This window comes from Nitrospira sp. CMX1 (assembly GCF_054902215.1).
Genome location: NZ_JBUBKD010000040.1, coordinates 35819 through 56616, shown reverse-complemented (window position 1 = coordinate 56616; position 20798 = coordinate 35819). Strand labels below are relative to the sequence as shown.

Annotated in this window: 15 protein-coding genes; 12 read left to right on the top strand and 3 right to left on the bottom strand. The window is 54.3% G+C overall.

Going from position 1 to position 20798, the window contains the following annotated elements; translation table 11 throughout:
- Positions 1 to 11: 11 nt before the first annotated feature.
- The 4 genes from ACYX34_RS09965 to ACYX34_RS09950 all read left to right on the top strand — a co-directional run bounded on the left by ACYX34_RS09965 (position 12) and on the right by ACYX34_RS09950 (position 4354).
- The gene (locus ACYX34_RS09965; RefSeq protein ID WP_462076407.1) at positions 12 to 920 is read left to right on the top strand and encodes an isocitrate lyase/PEP mutase family protein; all 909 of its coding nucleotides are present in this window, start codon (positions 12 to 14) and stop codon (positions 918 to 920) included.
- Positions 901 to 2079, top strand: a complete 1179-nt coding sequence (locus tag ACYX34_RS09960; protein WP_462076406.1) for a citrate/2-methylcitrate synthase — start codon at positions 901 to 903, stop codon at positions 2077 to 2079. Before ACYX34_RS09965 ends, ACYX34_RS09960 begins: the two co-directional genes overlap by 20 nt.
- A 156-nt stretch (positions 2080 to 2235) precedes the next feature.
- On the top strand, positions 2236 to 3951 hold the full coding sequence (locus ACYX34_RS09955) for a class I adenylate-forming enzyme family protein (RefSeq protein WP_462076405.1): 1716 nt from the start codon (positions 2236 to 2238) through the stop codon (positions 3949 to 3951).
- Positions 3952 to 4084: 133 nt separating this feature from the next.
- Positions 4085 to 4354, top strand: a complete 270-nt coding sequence (locus ACYX34_RS09950; RefSeq protein WP_462076404.1) for a hypothetical protein — start codon at positions 4085 to 4087, stop codon at positions 4352 to 4354.
- 168 nt (positions 4355 to 4522) lie between these two features.
- Here ACYX34_RS09950 and ACYX34_RS09945 read toward each other — a convergent pair whose 3' ends face one another.
- Positions 4523 to 5485: a hypothetical protein gene (locus ACYX34_RS09945; RefSeq protein ID WP_462076403.1), complete on the bottom strand. Its 963-nt coding sequence runs from the start codon at positions 5483 to 5485 to the stop codon at positions 4523 to 4525.
- Between the two features lie 439 nt (positions 5486 to 5924).
- Here ACYX34_RS09945 and ACYX34_RS09940 point away from each other — a divergent pair, with 439 nt between their 5' ends.
- The 8 genes from ACYX34_RS09940 (at position 5925) to ACYX34_RS09905 (ending at position 17696) form a co-directional block, all read left to right on the top strand.
- Positions 5925 to 6104 (top strand): hypothetical protein, encoded by a 180-nt coding sequence (locus tag ACYX34_RS09940; RefSeq protein ID WP_462076402.1) that lies wholly within the window; start codon positions 5925 to 5927, stop codon positions 6102 to 6104.
- 1197 nt (positions 6105 to 7301) lie between these two features.
- On the top strand, positions 7302 to 7913 hold the full coding sequence (gene nusG, locus ACYX34_RS09935) for a transcription termination/antitermination protein NusG (protein ID WP_462076401.1): 612 nt from the start codon (positions 7302 to 7304) through the stop codon (positions 7911 to 7913).
- Positions 7914 to 8250: 337 nt separating this feature from the next.
- Positions 8251 to 9582 (top strand): outer membrane beta-barrel protein, encoded by a 1332-nt coding sequence (locus tag ACYX34_RS09930; RefSeq protein WP_462076400.1) that lies wholly within the window; start codon positions 8251 to 8253, stop codon positions 9580 to 9582.
- 265 nt (positions 9583 to 9847) lie between these two features.
- Positions 9848 to 12106, top strand: a complete 2259-nt coding sequence (locus ACYX34_RS09925) for a GumC family protein (RefSeq protein WP_462076399.1) — start codon at positions 9848 to 9850, stop codon at positions 12104 to 12106.
- Between the two features lie 336 nt (positions 12107 to 12442).
- Positions 12443 to 13831 (top strand): murein biosynthesis integral membrane protein MurJ, encoded by a 1389-nt coding sequence (gene murJ / locus ACYX34_RS09920; RefSeq protein WP_462076398.1) that lies wholly within the window; start codon positions 12443 to 12445, stop codon positions 13829 to 13831.
- 14 nt (positions 13832 to 13845) lie between these two features.
- Positions 13846 to 14961, top strand: a complete 1116-nt coding sequence (locus ACYX34_RS09915; protein WP_462076397.1) for a glycosyltransferase family 4 protein — start codon at positions 13846 to 13848, stop codon at positions 14959 to 14961.
- A gap of 239 nt (positions 14962 to 15200) precedes the next feature.
- Positions 15201 to 16376, top strand: a complete 1176-nt coding sequence (locus tag ACYX34_RS09910) for a glycosyltransferase (RefSeq protein ID WP_462076396.1) — start codon at positions 15201 to 15203, stop codon at positions 16374 to 16376.
- A gap of 78 nt (positions 16377 to 16454) precedes the next feature.
- The gene (locus ACYX34_RS09905) at positions 16455 to 17696 is read left to right on the top strand and encodes an O-antigen ligase family protein (RefSeq protein WP_462076395.1); all 1242 of its coding nucleotides are present in this window, start codon (positions 16455 to 16457) and stop codon (positions 17694 to 17696) included.
- Positions 17697 to 17820: 124 nt separating this feature from the next.
- On the opposite strand, the gene ACYX34_RS09900 is transcribed toward ACYX34_RS09905, so the two are convergent.
- On the bottom strand, positions 17821 to 18996 hold the full coding sequence (locus tag ACYX34_RS09900; protein WP_462076394.1) for a hypothetical protein: 1176 nt from the start codon (positions 18994 to 18996) through the stop codon (positions 17821 to 17823).
- A 403-nt stretch (positions 18997 to 19399) separates the two neighbouring features.
- Positions 19400 to 20674: a hypothetical protein gene (locus tag ACYX34_RS09895; protein ID WP_462076393.1), complete on the bottom strand. Its 1275-nt coding sequence runs from the start codon at positions 20672 to 20674 to the stop codon at positions 19400 to 19402.
- Positions 20675 to 20798: the final 124 nt, after the last annotated feature.

Genomic DNA, 20798 nt, shown 5'->3' with positions numbered 1-20798 from the left:
TGATGATGGATATGAAAAAGGATTCACAAACTCAGACAAAGGCAGCTCGCCTGCGTGAGTTGCTGGCCGCACGCACCCTCGCTATACCGGGTGCGTTCAACGCGCTGGTCGCGAAACAAGTCGAACGGGCTGGCTACGAGACCGTGTATGTCTCTGGGGCGGCGATCTCCGCTTGCCGTGGAGTGCCGGATATCGGGCTTCTCACGCTCAGCGAGATGGCCGGCGAAGCAGGAAGGATTGCTAAAGCCGTGTCAATTCCGACCATCGTCGATGCCGATACGGGCTATGGCGGTCCGGAGGAGACTGCGGAAGCAGTGAGGGTGTTCGAAGCAAACGATCTTGCGGGCATGCAGATTGAAGATCAAGAAACAGCCAAGAAGTGCGGGCATCTTTCCGGGAAACTTCTGGTATCTGTTGACGAAATGGTGGCGAAGATCGAGGCGGCTGTGCATGCGAAAAGAGATCGGGATTTCATGATCGTCGCCCGCACCGATGCCCGCGCGGTGGAGGGAGTGGAGGCTGCTATTCAACGTGCCGCGACGTATGCGAAGGCCGGTGCGGATGCACTGTTCCCGGAGGCGCTAGAGTCCACCGAAGAGTTTCGAGTCTTCGCCCGCGAAATCCAGGAGGAAGGAGTCACCGTTCCGTTGATCGCCAATATGACGGAGTTTGGTAAAACGCCACTGTTGAGCGTCGCAGAATTCGAGAGGCTAGGGTATCGCGGCGTACTTTTCCCCGTGACGGGGTTGCGGACAGCCTTGCAAGCCATCAATAGGTTGCTGGCTGAACTGAAGCTGTTCGGGTCTCAGAAGGACTGGCTCCATCACATGATGACGCGACGAGAACTGTACGCGCTGCTCCGGTACACGGACCCTCATGAGCACCGGGAAGGGAGGACCAATGAGCATGGTCATAAATGATTCTCTCGTGATCAAAGTGAAAGACGGTCCTGCGTATAGCCCCGGACTTGAAGGAGTGATCGCCGGCGAATCGGCTCTCTGCCTCGTCGATGAAGAAGAAGCCGGTCTTCTCTATCGAGGGTACCCGATCCGCGAGTTGGCGGAGCACAGCACGTTTGAGGAGGTCGCCTATCTGCTGCTGTTCGGCCATCTGCCGAATCAAAAAGAGCTGATAGCGTTCGCAGCGGACCTCGTTAAAAATGCCGCCCTCCCTCGTCTCCTCGACATATTCCTCAGTGCAGTACCTTCCGGCTCACACCCAATGGATATCGTCCGAACGGGTGTGTCACTGCTGGGTATAGTCGATCCGGATACAGTCGATCACTCTCACGAGGCCAACGTTCGGAAGTCCGTCCGACTGATGGCGCAAATCCCCCTATTGGTCGCGACCTCCCATCGGCTCATGAACGGCAAACCTCGCGTCCGGCCACGGGAGGATCTGACCTTTGCGGAGAATCTCTTGTATCTCCTCACCGACCGGAAGGGGGATGATCAGGCAAAAGCCATGGCTCGGGTCCTTGACGTCTCCCTCACGTTGTATGCCGAACACGAATTCAACGCATCCACGTTCGCCGCTCGTGTCACGGCGTCGACGATGACGGATCTGTACTCGGCCATTACTTCCGCGATTGGGGCGCTCAAGGGGCCGCTCCATGGCGGGGCTAACGAAGCGGTGGCCGAAATGTTTCTCGATATAGGCAGCCGTGAACGGGTGGAAACATGGGTGCGAGACGCTCTTGTGAAAAAACACCGGATCATGGGTTTCGGTCACCGCGTGCTCAAGAAAGGCGACGCTCGTTCAGCCATTATTCAACGGCATGCCGAATCGTTGAGCCGGATGTGCGGCGACCACCGATGGTATGAGATTGCGACGACCGTCGATCATGTCATGCAGCGTGAAAAAGGCCTTCATCCCAATCTCGATTTTTACACCGCGGTCGCCTATCTGTTGATGGCGATCCCTCGTGCTTTTTACACACCGTTGTTCGTCTGCTCGCGCATTACCGGATGGTGTGCGCATGTCATCGAACAACAGGATCACAACCGGTTGATGAGACCCCGCGCACTCTACAGGGGGCCGTCAAGAAGAGAATATGTTCCCCTTGATCGCCGTACCTGACCTCATCGCACGGGTATGGTTGATTACGCTGTATGCTCTCTATACGGGACCATTAAGGAAAGAATATGTCTCTATTAATTGATGCACCTGACCCCATCGCACGGGCACGGTTGGTGAGGCTGCGTGCTCTCTACAGGGAAGCATTGAGGAGGGAACATGTCTCCATTAGTTGTCGTGCCTGAACATATTGCGCAGGCACGGAAAGTCGGAGGTCTGTGTCCTGCGCTTCCGTGGAACTCGTTCGCCGACTTCTTTAAATCCCGTGTCTACGATCCTTCCTTAGTCAATCGCACGTTCTTGACCTATTGCGACGACGATCTGGCTGTCCGCTACTCCTACAGCTATGCGGAATTCGGGATGGTCGTCCACCTGGTCGCTTCGTTTCTCCATGACCAGGTGGGCCTAAGACGAGGGGACCGGCTGGCGATGATGCTCTTCAATCACGACATGACCGTGATGCTGTACTTTGCGGCGTGGGTACTGGGTGTCACGATCGTCCCGATCAACATCGAGGAGTCCACCGATAAGAAGGGCTACATCCTCGAACATTCCGAAGCCTCAACCGTCTGTTGCTGGTATGGCCTTCTTGAAGAAGTGAAAGACCTTCAACGAGAACTTCCGGCCTTACGACAGGTGATTGCGTTGAATGATGATGGTTTCGTAGAAGGTCCGAAGCATCGGTCGAGTGCCAAGATGACAGCACCCCACTCATCCTTGGGCCCAACATCTCACGCCCCCGGTCTCGAAGACGAAGCGCTCATCGTCTATACCTCGGGGACCACTGGTCCGCCCAAAGGGGTGGTCCTCACCGTAGAGAATTTGCTTCTCGATGCCGATGCGATCACCGACTGGCATCAGTTTGGGGCAGACGACCGCTTGATGTGTGTGCTCCCGATTCATCATGTGAACGGGACGGTCGTCACACTGGTCACACCGTTCTATTGCAAAGGCAGCATCGTCCTGAATCGTAAGTTCAAAAGCGCTACATTCTGGCGGAGATTACACGAAGAGCGGGTCACCTGCGTCAGCGTCGTTCCGACGTTGCTTGAATTTCTCCTCGATGCGAATGACGATGTGACTGCATACAAACTCGATCATTTCGGCGGATTCATTTGCGGGGCAGGGCCGCTGCTCAAGGACACCGCCTTACGGTTTGAAGACCGATTCGGTTTTCTGATTCGCCATGGGTACGGTTTGTCCGAAACGACCTGCTATTCCTGTTTTCTGCCGAATGATCTGTCGCGCAATGAACATCGCCACTGGATCGGAGACTACGAGTTTCCCTCGATCGGAGTCCCTCTCCGGCACAATTCGATGGCAATTCTGAGCGATGATGGGCAACCGCTGCCGGAAATGGCGAGAGGAGAAATTGGCATCCGTGGCGGAACCGTCTGTGCCGGCTACTTCAAGTGCGACGACGCCAACGAGGCGGCGTTTCAATGGGGCTGGTTCCGATCTGGAGACGAGGGGTTCTATGTCCGAGATCAGGCAGGGAGGCCATTTTTCTTCATTTCGGGCCGTCTCAAGGAACTCATTATCCGCGGTGGGGTGAATATTGCTCCACTTGAAATCGACGAGGTGTTACAGACTCATCCTCTCGTCCGATTCGCGATGGCTGTGCCGTTTGAGCATCGGTACTATGGAGAGGAGGTTGCCGCCTATGTGGTACTCCGAGACGGAGGTGCTCCCCCCACGGAAGCCGAGTTGCTCGTTCACTGCCGTCGACGGCTTCCGCTCTCAAAATGTCCGAAGGTCATCCACTTTGGACACGAAGTTCCCTATACCTCGACCGGCAAACCCAAACGACTGGAATTAAAGACCCGTCTTGCTCCTCTATTGGCAGCCTATCGCGATCATCAATTCAAGGCGTAGAGGCTATAGAAAACCAGTAATTATATCTTATAGCCACTCACCGATCATGAAACCTCCATTCAGTAATGCGAAGACCAGAATCCCGGATGTGGAGGCCATGCATGTTGATAGCAAGAATGAGCAGTGACTGAGCGTGAAGATAAGTGTTGATGGCCTTGACGCGCCCATCAACGGAAAGTTTCTCCTAAATGTGATGCAGGGCGAGTCTTCACGGCCTCGATTGAGACGCGATGCGATACGCCGTATTTCCTTAGCGGTGACTGGACAGGGAAACCTTCTCTTCTTTTACGACGCCCTCGCCCGCATTATTCATGAACGCTTCTACTGCAACCGCCAAGACGCTGCTGCGACAAGCCTGGCCGCGGTTTCGCTGCGGCCAGGCGGGCAGGCTCACTCCTCATGACCTCGACATACTGTTTCAAGTATGCCTTGGTCTCTCGTCGCTCCGCGTGCCCGTCTCGCGTGGCGTCTTGCCAGTTTCGTGACGAACCGTCATGAATAATACGAGCTAAGATCTGCTCCTCAGAGATATAGGCTTTTGAGGGCACCGGCATGGATCTGTACTTTGCAGTTACGCGGCCATACGAAATGCCCAACGCTCCGCATCACGTTTCATTTGCGCGAGCGCTCGCGCTTCTCGGCTCTGCGCCGCCATAGACAACCCTGCCAGAAAGACCGTGGTAAGCAGAACGCCGGCGATCATGAGGTACCCCATCGGGATCTCCGGCCATGATGCCGATTCGGTAGAAGCGACAGCGATATGTTTTGAAGGTACTGTCGGAGCTGCCGTGATGGTCGGCTGCATCGGCCGATCGGTGATACCCTCGTTGCGAGCGGCGGCAACGATCAAGCTAGCCAGCTGCTCTTGCTGTGCAGCGTGCCCTTTTCCCCCGTTCATTTGTGCGTGCGCAACTTGAACCACCGCAGATCCGAGACGCTCCTGAATGGCACCTTCCTGGAGCCAGTCGTGTTGGGACGCCTCGACGATGCGGCGTCCGAGCATTGTTTGCCATGTAGAGGCGAAGGCATTGTGCAGGCGCTGCCCTTGGGCTTCTATCGCGCCGATCATGTTCATGTTGTATGCGGTGTCATACTGATCAACAGACAACAGGCCGTTTCGTACGCCACGTTTCGTGAAATTGACGATCCCCCGCCCCATGACGCCCTGCACACGGGCGAGATGAGCCGCCGGCACGGTCACCCCTTGGTCGAGGACGGTGCCGAGCCAACCGCTCGAGCCAGATTGCCAGTCATGATACGCCATAGTGACGCGGTTCCATTCAGTCACCGAGTGAGCCAGAGCCTGATTGGTCCGGCGTTCCATGAGCGCTTGATCGACGATGGCTTGCCCCAACGCTGGTTGGAGGAAGCGCAAGCCATTATCCATACTGGACGATTGCTCCACCCCAGGAGCGTTCGGCAGAACGGCTTGGTATGTTCCATTGACGGCAAGAAACAGGAGAAGCGCTCCGAAGAGAATGGCACACATCCCGACACCCACGATGATATCGATGGTGTTGTAACGATAGGACATAGCTACCTCCTTGCCACGTCGAGCCATCGTCTGAGCGGCCATGGTACTGAAGTGACGTCGCCGGACTCACAAGCCCGATGACAAAACGCAGCGATAACTTAGCAAGATGAGTGAGGAGAATTGAAAGAGAAGGGAGGATATATTGACCACATTCAGTCGGTCGGTGTGTTATCCCCGCGACAAACATGGCCCCCACCTCCTGAAGAATGAGGCGGTATCAATGTATTACTCTACGCCTCATGGAGCACAACGGTCAACTGTAGTTCACGCATGACTGAATCAATCTTTCATTCTGATCCTGCGTCAAATTGAGACAACAGAAGGATAGCTGCGCTCTTGTCCCTGTAGCCATACTACGTGTTCACACTCACAACGTTCGAAAATGGGGCGAGGTGCTGGCTAACTGCTTCCGCTCGAGGACATCCGTTTCCCGTAGGCCATGGTGCCCTACGCCCACGGTGTGGCGCATGTTGTTACAGGAGAATGGGCTGAAGAGAAGACGGCTCTCTTGATCGCCGCGCATGCGCTGTCCGGCGAGATCGCGACCCGCCGTAATGATCTCGAGGTCGGCATCCATCATTTCAGCGAAGCAGCCAAGATCGAAGATGCAAGACTCTAATTCGAATCACCCAAGTGGTACTACTCAATCAGGCACTCGCTCGGCGCCGTGCTCGTGAACGCTGGTCGTCATGTCGAGGTCGAGAACGTGTATTGTGAGGATCTCCGTCGCTTTCCAGAAAACGGGTGGTCTCTATTCGGGCTTGCGCAGTCACTTCGAGCGCAGGGAGGACCGCCGAAGCGGCTGACGCGGAAGCTCGCTTCCAGCACACGTGGGCGGCCACGGACGTGACGCTAACAGCATCGAGATTCTAGGGGAGAGGGGGCGGGACGCGATAGCCGCAATGTGGGGTCGGATAGGCGCAGCAGCCTTCGGCCCGTTGCGACGATGCTGTCTGTTTGAAACCACTCGTGCGCGAGACATTCAGGCATAGCAGTCCCATGTTGGGAACGGGAAGGTGGAAGCCGGAACGTCCCAGACTCGAAAAAACAACCTTGGCCACTGGATTGCCGAAGCATTGACGGGGCGTAAGAGTCTCCTGGCAGCTTGATAAGCCAATACTTACGTTATTGCAACCTTGAATGCCTGAGACTCATGGCCACCCGCATAAATTCGACATCCTGCGAAATATTCGTAGGCAGCCGACTGCCTCTGTCATGACAAGACAGTCGCGTTTGCCTTCTACGACTCCTCGGCTCCGTACTGATCTCACTTTCAAGATTCTGCGGTTGTGCGTCTCCTGCAAGGCTACTCTCATTGGCATTGTCATCTGCCGGGAGCGTGGAGGGCCGGTGGTTAGAGATGATGTGCTGCCCAGCTGGTTCCAAGCTTGTGCACGGTGTTCGGTGTAAAGCGAAGCCGATATCCACAATGAGAGCGGAGGGACGATCGCCGCTTATTCTGATGAGCCTGCACAACGCGAGGGCATTTCCTTTCTTGACTAGGTGCATATGTACCTAGTATACGTAGCAATGCAGATTTGGACTACATATAGTGTTTTGAAATGTTCTGAGTAGATCTGAACGGTCCTGACGGAAATTCCTAAAAATAGATCAGGTAAAAAGAGAGAGTCATATTTGTGCGATATGATTCATTCATTACTGAATGAGAAATAACTAATGTTCTTGACTAGGCATCAAATGACCTAGTATACGTAGCGATCCATGCGCTGTGCTTGCATGGATCACCAAGTATTTAGGTCCGTAGGGGCCTCTATGTTGAATCCGAAAACGAGATTGGGACAAACGGGGCGAAGCTATGCGCGCTGCCAGTCATGAACAGCACGATGCGGGGCAACAGGAGGAGCGGTTACTAGAGACGGCTTCTCGATGGTATGCCCTTCAGACGTATTTTCATCATGAGAAGCAAGTTCGAGACCGGTTGGTAGCGTGTGGGATTGAGCCCTTTCTTCCGCTATGCAAACAGCGTCGTCAATGGTCCGACCGGACGGTATGGACAGCAGAGCCTCTGTTCCGCGGGTATTGCTTCGCTCGGTTTGCGTTGGAGCAGAGCCTCGCTGTGCGCAAGACTTCAGGTGTCGTGCGTATCGTTGGAGCCTTGAAACCGGAACCTATTCGAGAGGAAGAGATCGCTGTGTTTCGGCAGGTCTGCGCATCTGATCGGCCCATCGATCCCTGCGACTATTTTGTTGAGGGCGCATGGGTAGAAGTGGTCCGTGGTCCGCTTGCCGGCCTTCGCGGACAATTTATCAGTCAGACAAAGCATCATGGGGTGGTGATCCGCGCGTCCTTTATTCAGCAGGCGGCACTCATTCGCATCGGAGCAGACGAAGTAACCCCTGCGCAGAATCCTGATGATCCAGAGCCCATCGGCCTTGCCACGCATTCGATGGATGGCTTTGATGTGTAGTTCTTGTCGATCTCGAAATCAAAAGTCGATTGGGTTCTCCGGGCTTAGTGCCGGCCGTCCGGTTCGTAAGATCTCTCGCAACCACGAGATCCGCTCACCAGTTCCGTATCGGTGGCAAGTGAGGCGTACTGATGAGCAACAACTTGAGAGATTGTGGGAGTCGGTTCGATGATGAAGGGGCCACCGAGATAAGGGCCATGGGCCTCTTCCTATGTGGGTTCAAGCGGTGAGGTCTCCGTGGGCCTTTCTGATTCATTCTGCCAGGATCATTGCATGTGTCATAAGCCTGCTCACAAATTTGGGGGCAGTAGAAATGGCGTTGGCCCAACCATCCACGGTGTCAAGTGTATCTTCAGTAAGCGGAGGGTCCATCTTCGGTGCATCAGGGTCGATGTTTGTCTCGCCGTTTGCCAATCCTGCGGTCCTGGGCTCTCTATACTTAACGCCGCAGTGGCCTAAGACCGGTTACTACCCCATCTATCCGGGAAGTTTGTCCAACACCATTCCCGGCGATGGGATTATGGTAGGACCGCTCCGGTTGCATCCCCACATGGGTGTGGCTCAAATGTACACTGATAATGTGTTCAGGACCAACAGCAACAAGACCAGCGATTTTCTGACCACCCTTTCACCAGGCATTCAAGCCAGATTGCCGTTCGCAGGATTTCATTCGGTTCTCTTGGATTATCGTACGAATCTTCAATACTATTCGCGCACCTCATCGAACGATGTGCAAGATCAGACTGCCACTGGGGCCTTCAAGTTCAATTTTCCCGGCGGCCTCAACATCGATCTCCACGGTGAACACAAGCTGGGGCATGATCCCAGAGGCTCCGCCGTGGATAATGTGAACACGCAACGCCTGGGGGTAAACAAATGGACGGCCGATGGTTTCACGGGTCAAACCGAGTACGTTGGAGCCCAGTCCAGCGTGGGATTGTATGTGCAAACACTTCGCTGGAAGTACCTGAATAATAACCAAGGCCCCATTCGAGATCGGTTGACCAATAGAGCTGACCTGATGTTCTCTCGTAACATCACAGATAGCTTATCGCTGCGGACCACGGTTGGCGCGCAGCAATCGATTTATGATCAGAATAGGAATCTGGATAATGTCATCTATACCTTCAGTGGAGGCGCGACGTGGAATGTCAGCGGGAAGACCTCCGGAGACATTCTTGTCGGATATCAGCACGTACAATTTACTCGAGCGCAGGTAGCCCAGCCTCCCCCGTTGAATCAGTTTTTCAGAGACAAAGATACCTACTCCAATATCTATGTCATGGGAAGGCTCAACTGGCAGGCGACACCTCTCTTGGGGATCACGCTGCAGGTGTACAGGTCGATCCAACAAACGGTCGCAAGCGGTTCACTGTTCTATACGGCGACCGGCGTGAACCTGACCGCTCGGCATGAATTGACCGACCGCACGACATTCCAACTCAACCTGGGGTATGAGCAGGACAAGTTTCAAGGCGTTTCTGGCAGCACAACAAACGGATCCGATAGGAGCGAGGATTTGAAGAATGTCGCGGTTGGCGTGAATTATCGTGCTGTGCAATGGCTAGGGCTCGGTGCGCAGTATATTTTTGAGGATCGGCACTCGAATCAAGCTCAGTTTACCTATCAAGCAAGCACCGTGATGCTGTCGGCACAGACCCTCTTTTAACCGACAGCGTTCATGGTCGGGATCGGTATAATTGCCAGTGTCAATCTCCATTGAGGTGGGCGAGAGTGACAAGAAGAGCGTCTGACAAAATTCTTGGCTCCGATCCGTTCAGTCCTCATGGCAGGTCATGCCGGTTTCGCTCTCAGCTCTTTGGGGTGTCAGGTTGCCAAACAAGCTGGATGTGGGTTGTTGCTGCGCAAAGGGAGCCGTCGGTTTGATGAACAAGCCGCGTTCTTTCGTTACTTCATGAATTGGGAGCTCTTGCATGAATCGCGATGAGGGTGTGCTTCCGTTTCAAATGGTCCAAGACGATGGTGCCGAGCCCGTCCATGTTGATTATCTCGGAGCCTGTCGCCAGCGACTATGGCTGATCCTCGCCATTGCAGTGGGATTTGCAGGAAGCGCGGCGGTCTGGTCCTTTATGCAGACACCGAGGTACCAGGCAAAAGCCACCGTGGTTGTTGAGCAAGTAGGGCCGAGTGGATTGGGAAACGACCGAGACTACCGTCAGAGTGATCTTTCCCCGGAATACTTTCAGACTCAGTTTGAGCTGATGAAAAGCCATTATGTTTTTCACCGGACGGCGCAACTCCTACATCTGTCCGAGCAGCCGGAGTACATGCTCAAACCGTCTATCCTGTCGTCGCTGGTCGGAAACCTGATGCCTGCCCTCAAGACGAATGGTGTGGCACGGGAAGAGGGAACCGACGAACACGCGGCAGAGGGCGTTGATGGGCGATTGCTGAAACGGTTTGGAGAAACGGTCGAGATCGTGCCTATTCGAGGCGCAAGACTGGCGCATGTGATCGCCACATCCGAAGATCCCGAATTTGCCGCCCGCATTGCAAATACGCTGGCTTCGACCTACATCGAACGGACCCAGGAGTTGAACGCGTTATCGAAGGAACAAGCTGCACAGTGGTATACCACCCATCTCGACGAACTACGCAAGAAGGCCGAAGCCTCTCAACAGGCGCTGTATCTGTTTCGGGTGAAGCACGGGCTGATGGGAGGGCGTGAACGGGAGACGGTGCGAGCTCATTCAAACACCGAATTGAATTCGGAGCTTGTCAGGACGGAAATGAAGCTCGCCGAGGCTCAGTCTCGTGTGGAGCAAATTAAATCGGTTTTGCGTAACCGAACGGACCAGAATGGAGTGCTTGAGATCGATTGGTCCGGCCTGGATGCCTCGACTGAAGTCCTGAGTTCGACGTTGATTCAAACGTTACGATCACAGGATGTGAGAGCTTCAGGCCAGGTTGCTGAGTTGGCAGAAAAGTATGGTCCGCTTCACCCCAAGCTGATTCAGGCAAAGGCGGAGATGCAGGATCTTCGTGAGCGGATTCGGCAAGAAATACAGAAAATCTTCGACTCAGTGAGACACGACTATGACGCGGCACAGGGACGGGTCCGTGTCATTCGGGAAGCCGCGAGTCGGCATAGACAAGAGAAAATTAAGCTCGAGCAGTATGAGGTTGACTATGGGATTCTCGAGAGAGAAGCCGAAAGCACGCAGCACCTCTACGATATTTTCCTGAAACAGACGAAAGAAGCCAATCTCTCCGCCGGATTGCGAACCGCCACAGTGTATCTCGCCGACCCGGCGGTGCCCAGTTTCATTCCTGTGAAGCCCAAGAAGCAGTTAAATACGATTTTAGGGCTTCTGGCTGGGCTCATGACAGGGGTCGGCCTGGCCATTTTCTTGGAGGCTCGCGATCGGACCCTGAGGGGACCCGATGACTTAGGCCGGTATCTGCCCAAGATCTCCTTGCTCGGCGTGATGCCTCTTTTGCCAAAAATCAAAACAGGAGCGAGTGCCTATCGCCTCGCCAGCGAATCCGTTGGAGTTGCGGCCGAACACGTTCGCATTATCCGGACCAGCATCTTGCTCTCCAGTCCCAAGGAGCTGCCGTCTTGCGTGCTCATAACGAGTGCGGGGGAGGGGGAGGGAAAAACGACGCTGTCAGTCAACCTCGCGATTGCACTGGCTCAGTTGGAACATACACGAGTGGTCCTGATCAATGCGGATTTTCGGAATCATGATCACAGGTACGTCCATGGAATCCAACGTGAAGGGATTGACACGAAGGGGCTCGCAAATTTTCTTGCCGGACGAGCCACGCTGGAACAGATCATGTATCGGACCGACCTCGCCAACCTGTCGGTGATTCCTCGAGGCGAGCGCCCCTCCAATCCGTCGGAGCTGCTCCACTCTAAACAGATGAAGGTTTTGCTGAACCGATGTCGAGAGGACGGATATCATGTCATCCTGGATGCTCCTCCTGTACTTTCCGTGACTGACCCAGTGATCCTCGCTTCTCAGGTTGATGGCGTGCTTCTGGTTGCCAGTGTCGGCCAGACAACCCGAGAAGCCTGTCAATCGGCGATCGAGCGTCTGACAATTGGGGGGGGGAAAATACTCGGGATCGTTCTACAGAAAGTCCGAGTACCGTATAACCCGTACTACGGTGATGAGGGTGAGAAGGCGATAAAGCATGGAGCGCCAGCGGGGGCTGCGCCATGAGGAGCACCCGCTCAACGCTGGTAGGATTCTGAACGATTGGTCGGTGATGAGGAAGATCGGTGTTGAGTGTGTCATCAGATGATGACTCCTGGATGCGCCTCTCAGGAGCTGGCCTTGACCTGTGCATAGATAGTCTGTCCTAGGCCCCACCTCTCGACTCTTGACCACGCAGAACTCGATTCAAAACACCTGCAACGACGTGGCTCGCGCCAGTCAGCTCCATGGTCTCTTGTCGGATAGTAGTTGGTGTCGTGCGACAACACATCCGTCAGGCTCAGCTGTCTTTGTATGGCCATACGACCAACTATCTTTAGTTCGAGTGCCGGATTACGCTCTATGCACCACGTGCTGCAAGCCGGTATGCAATGGTGGGATCTCTGGAAATCGCAGTCTGTAAATCGCCGAATCTTTCGTGCCTTGATGACCGTCGGCGGCATGACGGTTCTCGCGAAAATTGTCTCTGCCGGGAAAGATTTGGTCGTAGCCTATCAATTTGGTGCCGGAGATGAACTTGATGCCTTTCTGATGGCATTCCTGATTCCATCATTTGCCATCAATCTCGTCGGCGGATCTCTGAATGCCGCGCTCATTCCGACCTATATCCAGGTTCGGAAACAAGAGGGGGTGACCGCCGCGACTGATCTCTATGGAAGTGTGCTCTTGGGCAGTCTGTTGCTCCTCTCCGCAACGTCCGTGGCATTATTTGCCACAGGCCCCTTTTTGATCCGGACGGTAGCAGTGGGATTTTCTCAAGAAAAACTAGCCCTGACCGGCTCTCTCTATAATGCCCTCTTGCCCTGTTTGCTTTTCAGCGGACTAGCCACCACTTGGGGAGCGATACTCAATGCGCATGAACGCTTTGCCCTTGCGGCTATCGCCCCCGCTGTTATGGCGACGATCACCATTCTTGTCCTCCTGGCACCCAATGGGGCAATAGAGATCTATACGCTTGCGGTTGGTGTGGTGGCCGGCACGGTGTGCCACGCCGCCATCCTTGGGTGGGGGGTCGCTCGAGAGGGGCTACGGCTTCTCCCGCGATGGTCCGGTGTGACCCCTGCGTTGAAGACGGTGGGGAATCAATATGCGCCGATGCTCGCCGGCGCGGCTTTGATCGGTAGCACAGAAGTCGTGGGGCAAATCATGGCAGCTTCGTTGGGATCGGGAAGTGTGTCGATCCTCTCATACGGGACCAAGATTCCCATGCTGTTGCTGGGCGTAGGCTCATTGGCGGCGAGCACGGCTGTGCTTCCATACTTTTCAGAGATGGTCGCGGCGGAGCGCTGGAAAGAGATCCGGCACACCTTGCTGACCTACGCGCGATTGGTTGCAGCGGTCACAATTCCGCTGACGGTCCTACTGGTGTGGTTTTCGGAACCCATTGTTGAGCTTGTGTTTCAACGCGGTGCGTTTACGGATGCAGATACTCGGCAAGTGGCATGGGTTCAAGCCCTCGCCCTGTTGCAGATCGTTCCCTTTGCCTTGGGCATTCTTGCCGTTCGGTTGCTCTCGTCTCTCAAGGCCAACCAGATCTTGATGTGGGGGTCGGCGATCAGCCTCGTTCTTACGATTATTCTGAACTATTTGCTCATGCAACCACTCGGTATCGCCGGAATTGCTCTGGCGACCAGTCTGATGTATGCCGTCTCGATGTGCTTTCTGTATGCCATGGTGTTTCGACGACTCCGGTCCGTAGAGAGCAGCCTGTCCCCCCTTCATTCGTCCTAGTGGACTCACATCTGATGCGGATCACGCTTGTCATTTCGACTTTTGGGGCAGGAGGGGCAGAGCGGGTCTTGTCGATTATGGCCAACCACTGGGCGGAACAGGGAAAGCGCATTACCCTCATCACCTTAAGCTCCCAATCCACCGATTGGTACAAGCTTCATCCTCAGGTCAAGCGGGTGGGGTTAGATGTCCTATCTTTCTCGACACATATCGGCCAAGCCGTAAAAGACAATGTTGAAAGAATCCTACGGCTTCGTCGGGCATTACGTAACGCTCACCCTGACGTGGTAATAAGTTTTCTCGATACGACGAATGTCCTCACGCTCATGGCGAGCTGGGGCCTTCGCATCCCCATTATCGTCTCGGAACGCAATGACCCTTACCTGAATACCATAGGTTGGGCCTGGAATGGATTGCGGTCTTTGCTTTATCGGCGTGCCGATGCGGTTGTGGTGCAATCAAATGCCATACGTGAGTGGGCCTCGAGGCTCCCAGGAGTAAAGGCCACCTACGTTATTCCCAACCCTGTGAGTCCTTTAAGCAATGGATTTGAGCAGGGTGCAAAGTCTAACGGTTCCATGCATACGGTCGTCGCTATGGGACGATTGGTGAGACAAAAAGGGTTTGATGCTCTGATTGAAGCGTTTGGCCGATGTGCAAGGAAGCATGCTGATTGGTCGCTCGTCATCCTGGGTGAAGGGCCAATGCGTGCGAGTCTACAAACCTGTGCTGTCGATCTTGGCATTGCAGACCGAGTCAAGTTAGTCGGGCAATTTCAAGAGCCTATGACAATTCTGAAAGGGGCAGACCTCTTTGTGTTGCCTTCTCGATACGAGGGTTTCCCGAATGCGTTGTTAGAAGCGATGGCCTGTCGGCTTCCAGTCGTAAGTACCGACTGTTCCGGCGGCGGCCCACGTGAGATCATCCGTGATGGGGTCGACGGCGTATTGGTTCCGCCCGATGATGTGGCTGCTTTAGCCAAGGCGATGGATCGTCTCATGGCTGATTCCGATGAGCGTCGCCGTCTCGGAGCGCGAGCATCCGAAATCATCGGACGGTTCAGTGTGGAGAAGATCATGACCATGTGGAACGAGTTAGTAGGTTTCACCTGGGGGGAAGCCAACAAATGAGTGCTCAGCGGGTGTTCACAGTGTGGTTGACGGATTGAGTTCAGTCAAAACCAGCAACATCGTCATGCTCATCTCGCCGAAGACTCCGGCCGCGGTGGAAGATGCTGTGTGTACAATGCCGGATCGTAGCAGAGGTGGTCGCTTTGCGCTGGGGTATGGGGAGTAACGCTCGTGGATCACAGGATCGACTTCGTATATAGGAAAGACAAGTTGGAGAACGACACCACTGCAGGTCGAGCATGAAGATTTTTATCCTCATTTCCAGGCTGGTCTATGGCGGTGCGGAGAGGCAACAAATTGTCCTTGCGAAAGGCCTCCATCAGCGAGGGCACGAAGTTGTCGTCGGAGTTTTCTACGCAGGGGGGACTTGGGAAGTGGAGTTGCAGCAGGCAGGGATCCGTGTCCGATCGTTGGGCAAGACTGGGCGATGGGACGTCTTCGGATTTCTGTGGCGACTGGTTCAGATTGTACGGCAAGAACATCCTGATATTTTATATGGTTTTCACGGCATCCCGAATGTCGTCACAGTGATCCCCAAGTTCTTCCTTCCAGGGCTACGGACTGTTTGGCCGATCTCATGTGCGTATATGGATCTCGATCGCTACGATTGGGTCTCTCGGATAGGAGCGGTCTTCAGCTCGTGGGTCTCGCACTCAGCCGATGCCCTCATCCCAAATTCCCACGCTGGACTCCGGTATCACCAAACGATGGGCTATCCGGCCGAGAAAATGATCGTCATCCGAAATGGGATCGATACAGAGCGGTATCAACCCGACCCGGCGGCGCGTGCCCGTATTCGAATGGAGTGGGGAATTGAGGCCCACATGAAGCTGATTGGTCTGGTCGCTCGTCTAGATCCGATGAAAGACCATCCTGTGTTCTTCAAGGCCGCGCAATCTCTCATTGCTCTACGCAGCGATGTTTGCTTCGTGTGTGTGGGAGATGGATCCCCGGACTACACTGCTGAGCTGCGAGCACTCGCGGATCAATGTAGGCTGAGTGACCACGTAATCTGGGCCGGTGCCAGGGATGATATGCCTGCCGTGTACAGCGCACTGGATTTAGCCGTCAACAGTTCCTACGGAGAAGGCTTGCCCAACGCCGTGGCCGAAGCAATGGCCTGTGACGTTCCTTGTGTTGTGACAGATGTGGGAGATTCGGCCTGGCTGGTAGGCAAGACAGGGGGTGTCGTTCCGCCCAAACAACCGGAGACCCTCATGAGGGCGATGGAGATGCTCCTGAATCAGCCCCAATACCAACCTGGCAGCATCAGGCACCGAATCGTCGAACACCTCTCTGTCAACAGCCTGGTGACCAAGACCGAGCATGTGCTGGATACATTGCTTACGGGGTCTCGATTGGTCGAGCATGGTAGTGAGGAAAATCGCCGGTGTGTCGAGAGAATGCCTCGCTGATTGACGTCGGGCGTTAAATCAGTTCTGCTTTGATCAGATAGTGGGCATGCCCTGCGTAGAGCTCGGAGTGGTATCACGATGAACTCCTTTTATCGCAATATCCTTGCGGTGATCGCGGTCACCGTCTTTTACAGTAATGGTCACGAGTACTTGAACCAGGCTCACGATATTGGGATACCATGGCACTGGGTTCTGGCCTTCATCATCCTGGCCTTGCCACTGCTGGTCAGGCAGGTGATCACATCTGACATCCTCCAACTTCCGGTCGTAGCATGGTGTGCTGGGTATGCCTGGATAACAATCATCTGGTTTATCATGGGTGCGCAGTCGGAGATGTCTTGGCAGGAAGTGCGATGGCGTATGCTCGCCATCGTGGAAATGCTCTGCTTCCTCGCTCTTTTTATGGATGCGAAGGCAATCCGGTTTGCACAATGGGCGATTGTCGTCGTGGTGCACGTCGGTACGGTGATTAATGTTTATGAACTCTTTGTTCCCATGTCGTTCAGCAACGTATCGGGACGTTCTGCCGGCTTGTATGTGAATCCAAATACCTCCGCGGAAGCACTCGTTCTCGGAATGATTCTTGGCATTACGGCATTGCCCGTTTGGTTTCGCACTGTCTTCATTCTCGTTGCGGGGACTGGTGTGTTTGCGACCTATTCTCGGGCCGGACTGATCGGGTGGCTCATTGCCGTCGTAGGGCTCATGCTTGGAAGGTTCATAGGCGTGCCGCAGTTGGTTCGGACCGGGCTCATCGCACTCTTACTTGTCGGCGTCGCCCTATTGCCAAAAACCGACCAGATTCTCACCGCTCTGGAGGGGGCTGGATCGCTGAATCCAGACACTCGAGAAAGACTGACATGGCTCATGGATCCACTCGGTGTCGAGGATGCGTCCAGCTGGGGACGGAAGGCCATTGCCCAGCAAGCGTGGGAACGAGTAGGGGAACACCCATTTCTCGGTGAAGGAACAGGCGAGGTGCATACAGGACTTGATATCCCGCCACATAATCAGTTCTTGGCGCATATGATCGATCATGGCGTTGTTGGTGCAATGCTCATCCCGCTCCTTCTGCTGGCCTTGCTCTGGCGGGCACAAGGGGACAGTCGACCTGTGGTCTTCATCTTTAGCTGCGTCGTCTTATGGTTTAGCTTCTTTACGCACCAATTGTTAAATAACGCCTACAACCTTCTCCTCCTGGCGTTGGTAGCCGCACTCGTGGCGATGCGGGATCGCCGGACAGGTCACGCACAACAAGGCATGGTTGCCCGCCTCGAGCGAGGGCATCTCCCAAAGACCTTGGCACATTTCTCACCATGACCATCTCAATGTACTACGGCGCTTGGCCTTTTCATGATGTGCTGTTTAACGATTCACGCTGCCACAGCTCACTTACTGAGCCCGTAAGTTTGTGGGAGTGGCTGATGCGGCGGCAGTACCGGATTTATTGGACACGAACGACATAAAGATCTCGGCGCCCGCCAGGATTGCCCCAATTACTCGTAAATGTGACGAGGTTTCCATCGCGACTCCCCGATGCCTTGGGTTGGGCAGCGTAGGTGTTGTTCAAAACGATACTGCGGTGATGGGCGATCCTTCGTACTCGATTCGACCCATCCGTGGCAATCTGAACAATCTCATTATCAAATGGTTGAAGCGCCGGCCCTCCCGAGAGAGAATAGCGGCTGGCAATCATCCAGGCGTCACTGCCGCCCGGCATTGAAAAATGATCGTCCTGGGTGTAGTAGGGCCATGAGAATTCTGGCAGAATGAAGGCCACCGTGTTCGGCGTCGCCAGATTCCGCACGCACAGCCGACGGTAATTGCATGAACTCCCAACTTTCCCACTTCCCATTGCGCGATGATTGAAATACAGCGTCGGTAAGATTTGTGTTGGAGTCGGCCCGGCTTGTAGATCCCAGACAACTGTCACCCCGCTCTGCGTTACCACGAGATAGCGTCCGCTCTTGTCTATCTCTACTTCATTGAGATTGGCGGAGTTGGGGACTTTCAGGAGAATCGAATTCGTACTGCGTTTCCAGACCGCATACCCCCCGGTATTGGATATCACCGCAAACACATTATCATTGTTCGACACCGAATGCTGTGTCACGTAGGTCGCGCCGGGGAAATCGGCTGCGAAATTGTGCAGGATCTTATTCGTCCAGACAGTCGAGGTCCCAGTGGGAATGGTCACTTCAACGAGGTTAAGTTGAGCGCAAACCGTAAATTTGTTGGAGGTGGTTCGAGACCATTGAGTGAAATATCCTTGGGCTCCGGCGGGCTCATTGCTTTGGATACGTCCGTTGGAGCGCGTCATGGTTGCTGCATTGAAATCCCAGACCTTGAGCCGCATCGGCCCGACCCGACATTGGGCCGCGATTTTGGTGTTATTGACGTTCAGTGAGGGCATGTTCGAGTAAAATCCCGTGCAGTCTCCGCTGCTGTCCGTGGTGTCCGTCACCCGTAAGATGGTGGAGCCAAACACCGGATCGGTGGCTGTCGCACCCCCTCCGGGGAGGGAGGGGGCAGTCGGCTCTGGATGGACAGCGGTGTCGGTCAGAAACGCCAAACTGGGTGAGGGGACCAATATCAACCACAAGAAATACAGGAATACCATCGTGGCTCCTTTCATTTCACATGTCAGGGGAGTTGGCACGGTTGCCGAATTAATGCCGCAAGACATTGTCGTTTCACGAGCTGGAGAAAAACTGTCGGACAACTTAAACCGCAGCCACAGTTTTCATCAGTCTATCGATGATGCATTCAACAGTATCATCGGAAGCCATCGGATTCTGATGGCATGCTAAGCAATTTTGGTACCTATGCGATGATGGGTGCGTCTATTCTGCTAACGTGTTGAATTATAGAAACTCTCTTTGTTTTTTGTGCGACAGTCAGGTCTTCCTGACTCGTCTAGGGATGTAGGTGTATGTAGACACACCTATGCTTTTTAGGTGAATCGTGTTCCTCAGTATTTGTTCGTCTGTTGGACTGGCTGGAGTGATGCGCCTGCGCTTTGCTTACCGAACACCTAGCGTTTTGGGAGGCGTTGGTGGGATGAGATCTGTCGCGGTAATAGGTTGGACTCGAACGAGATAAAGATCTCGGCGTCCGTCGACCTGTCCCCAATTACTCGTAAACGCAATGAAGCTTCCGTCGTGGTTTCCTGACGCTTTCGGGTGGGCAGCGTAGTTATTGTTTGCGATGACACTGTGATGATGAGCGATCCGTCGCACTTGACTCGACCCATCCATGGCAATCTGAACAATCTCATTATCGAACGTGTGACGCGCAAGCCCTCCCGTGAGGGAATAACGGCTGGCAATCATCCAGGCGTCACTATCACCAGGCATGGAAAAATGATCTTGCTGGGTAGCGTAGGACCACGAATCAGCCGGCAGGAGGGAGGTCACCGAGTTCGGCGTGGCCAGTTTTCGCACACACAGTCGACGGGTCTCGCATCCACTGCCGACAATCCCATTCCCCATTGCTCGGTGATTAAACGGTTGCACGGTGACCTTCGTTTCAGTCGGTCCGGCTTGTAAATTCCAGACATGCAAGGTGGTGTCGTTCTGGAGGGCCACGAGATAGTGTCCGCTCTTATCAATCTCCACCTCATTGAGATTAGTTTCGTTGGTGACTTTCAGGAGAATGGAATTGGTGCTACGTTTCCAGACTGCATATCCGCCGGTATTGGACATCACGGCAAACACATCGTCATCGCTCGACACCGAATGCTGCGTCACGTAGCTTACGCCAGGGAAATCCGTGGAAAAATCGTGCAGAGTCGTATTTGTCCACGTGGTCGAGCTCCCGTCAGGAATCGTCACTTCGATGAGTTTCGTCTGCGCACAAATCGTAAATTTGTTGGGGGTGGTACGAGACCATTGTGTGAAATATCCTTGGGCTCCTGTTGGCTCATTGCTTTGGAGACGCCCGTTGGAGATAGTCATCGTCTCCGCATTAAAATCCCAGACTTTGGTCCGCATATACCCGAGCCGACACATTGCCGCGACTTTGGTGTTATTGACATTGAGCGCAGGCATGTTGCTGTAGAAGATTTGACACTCACTGCCGTCAAGCTTGTCCGTCACGCGAAGAATCTTGGAACCAAACACCGGATCGGTCGCTGTTGAACCAGCCGTGGGTAAGGATGGAGCGGGTGGCTCCAGATGCACAGCGTCATCTGTGAGAAATGCCCAACTGGGGAATGGCCCCAACGCCACCAATAAGAGGATGACGAATGGCATCTTGTTCCCTTTCATGGTCTTCCAGCGTTCCGCATGTCTCCCCATGACATCTTCGATCTTATCATCGGAATCCGTGAGTCACATTCTTGGACCCTTCAATGAAGGAGCTAAAGCAATTTTAGTGCCCGTGTGGATAAGGGGTGACCAGCTAGGGTGATCTATTGAAGTA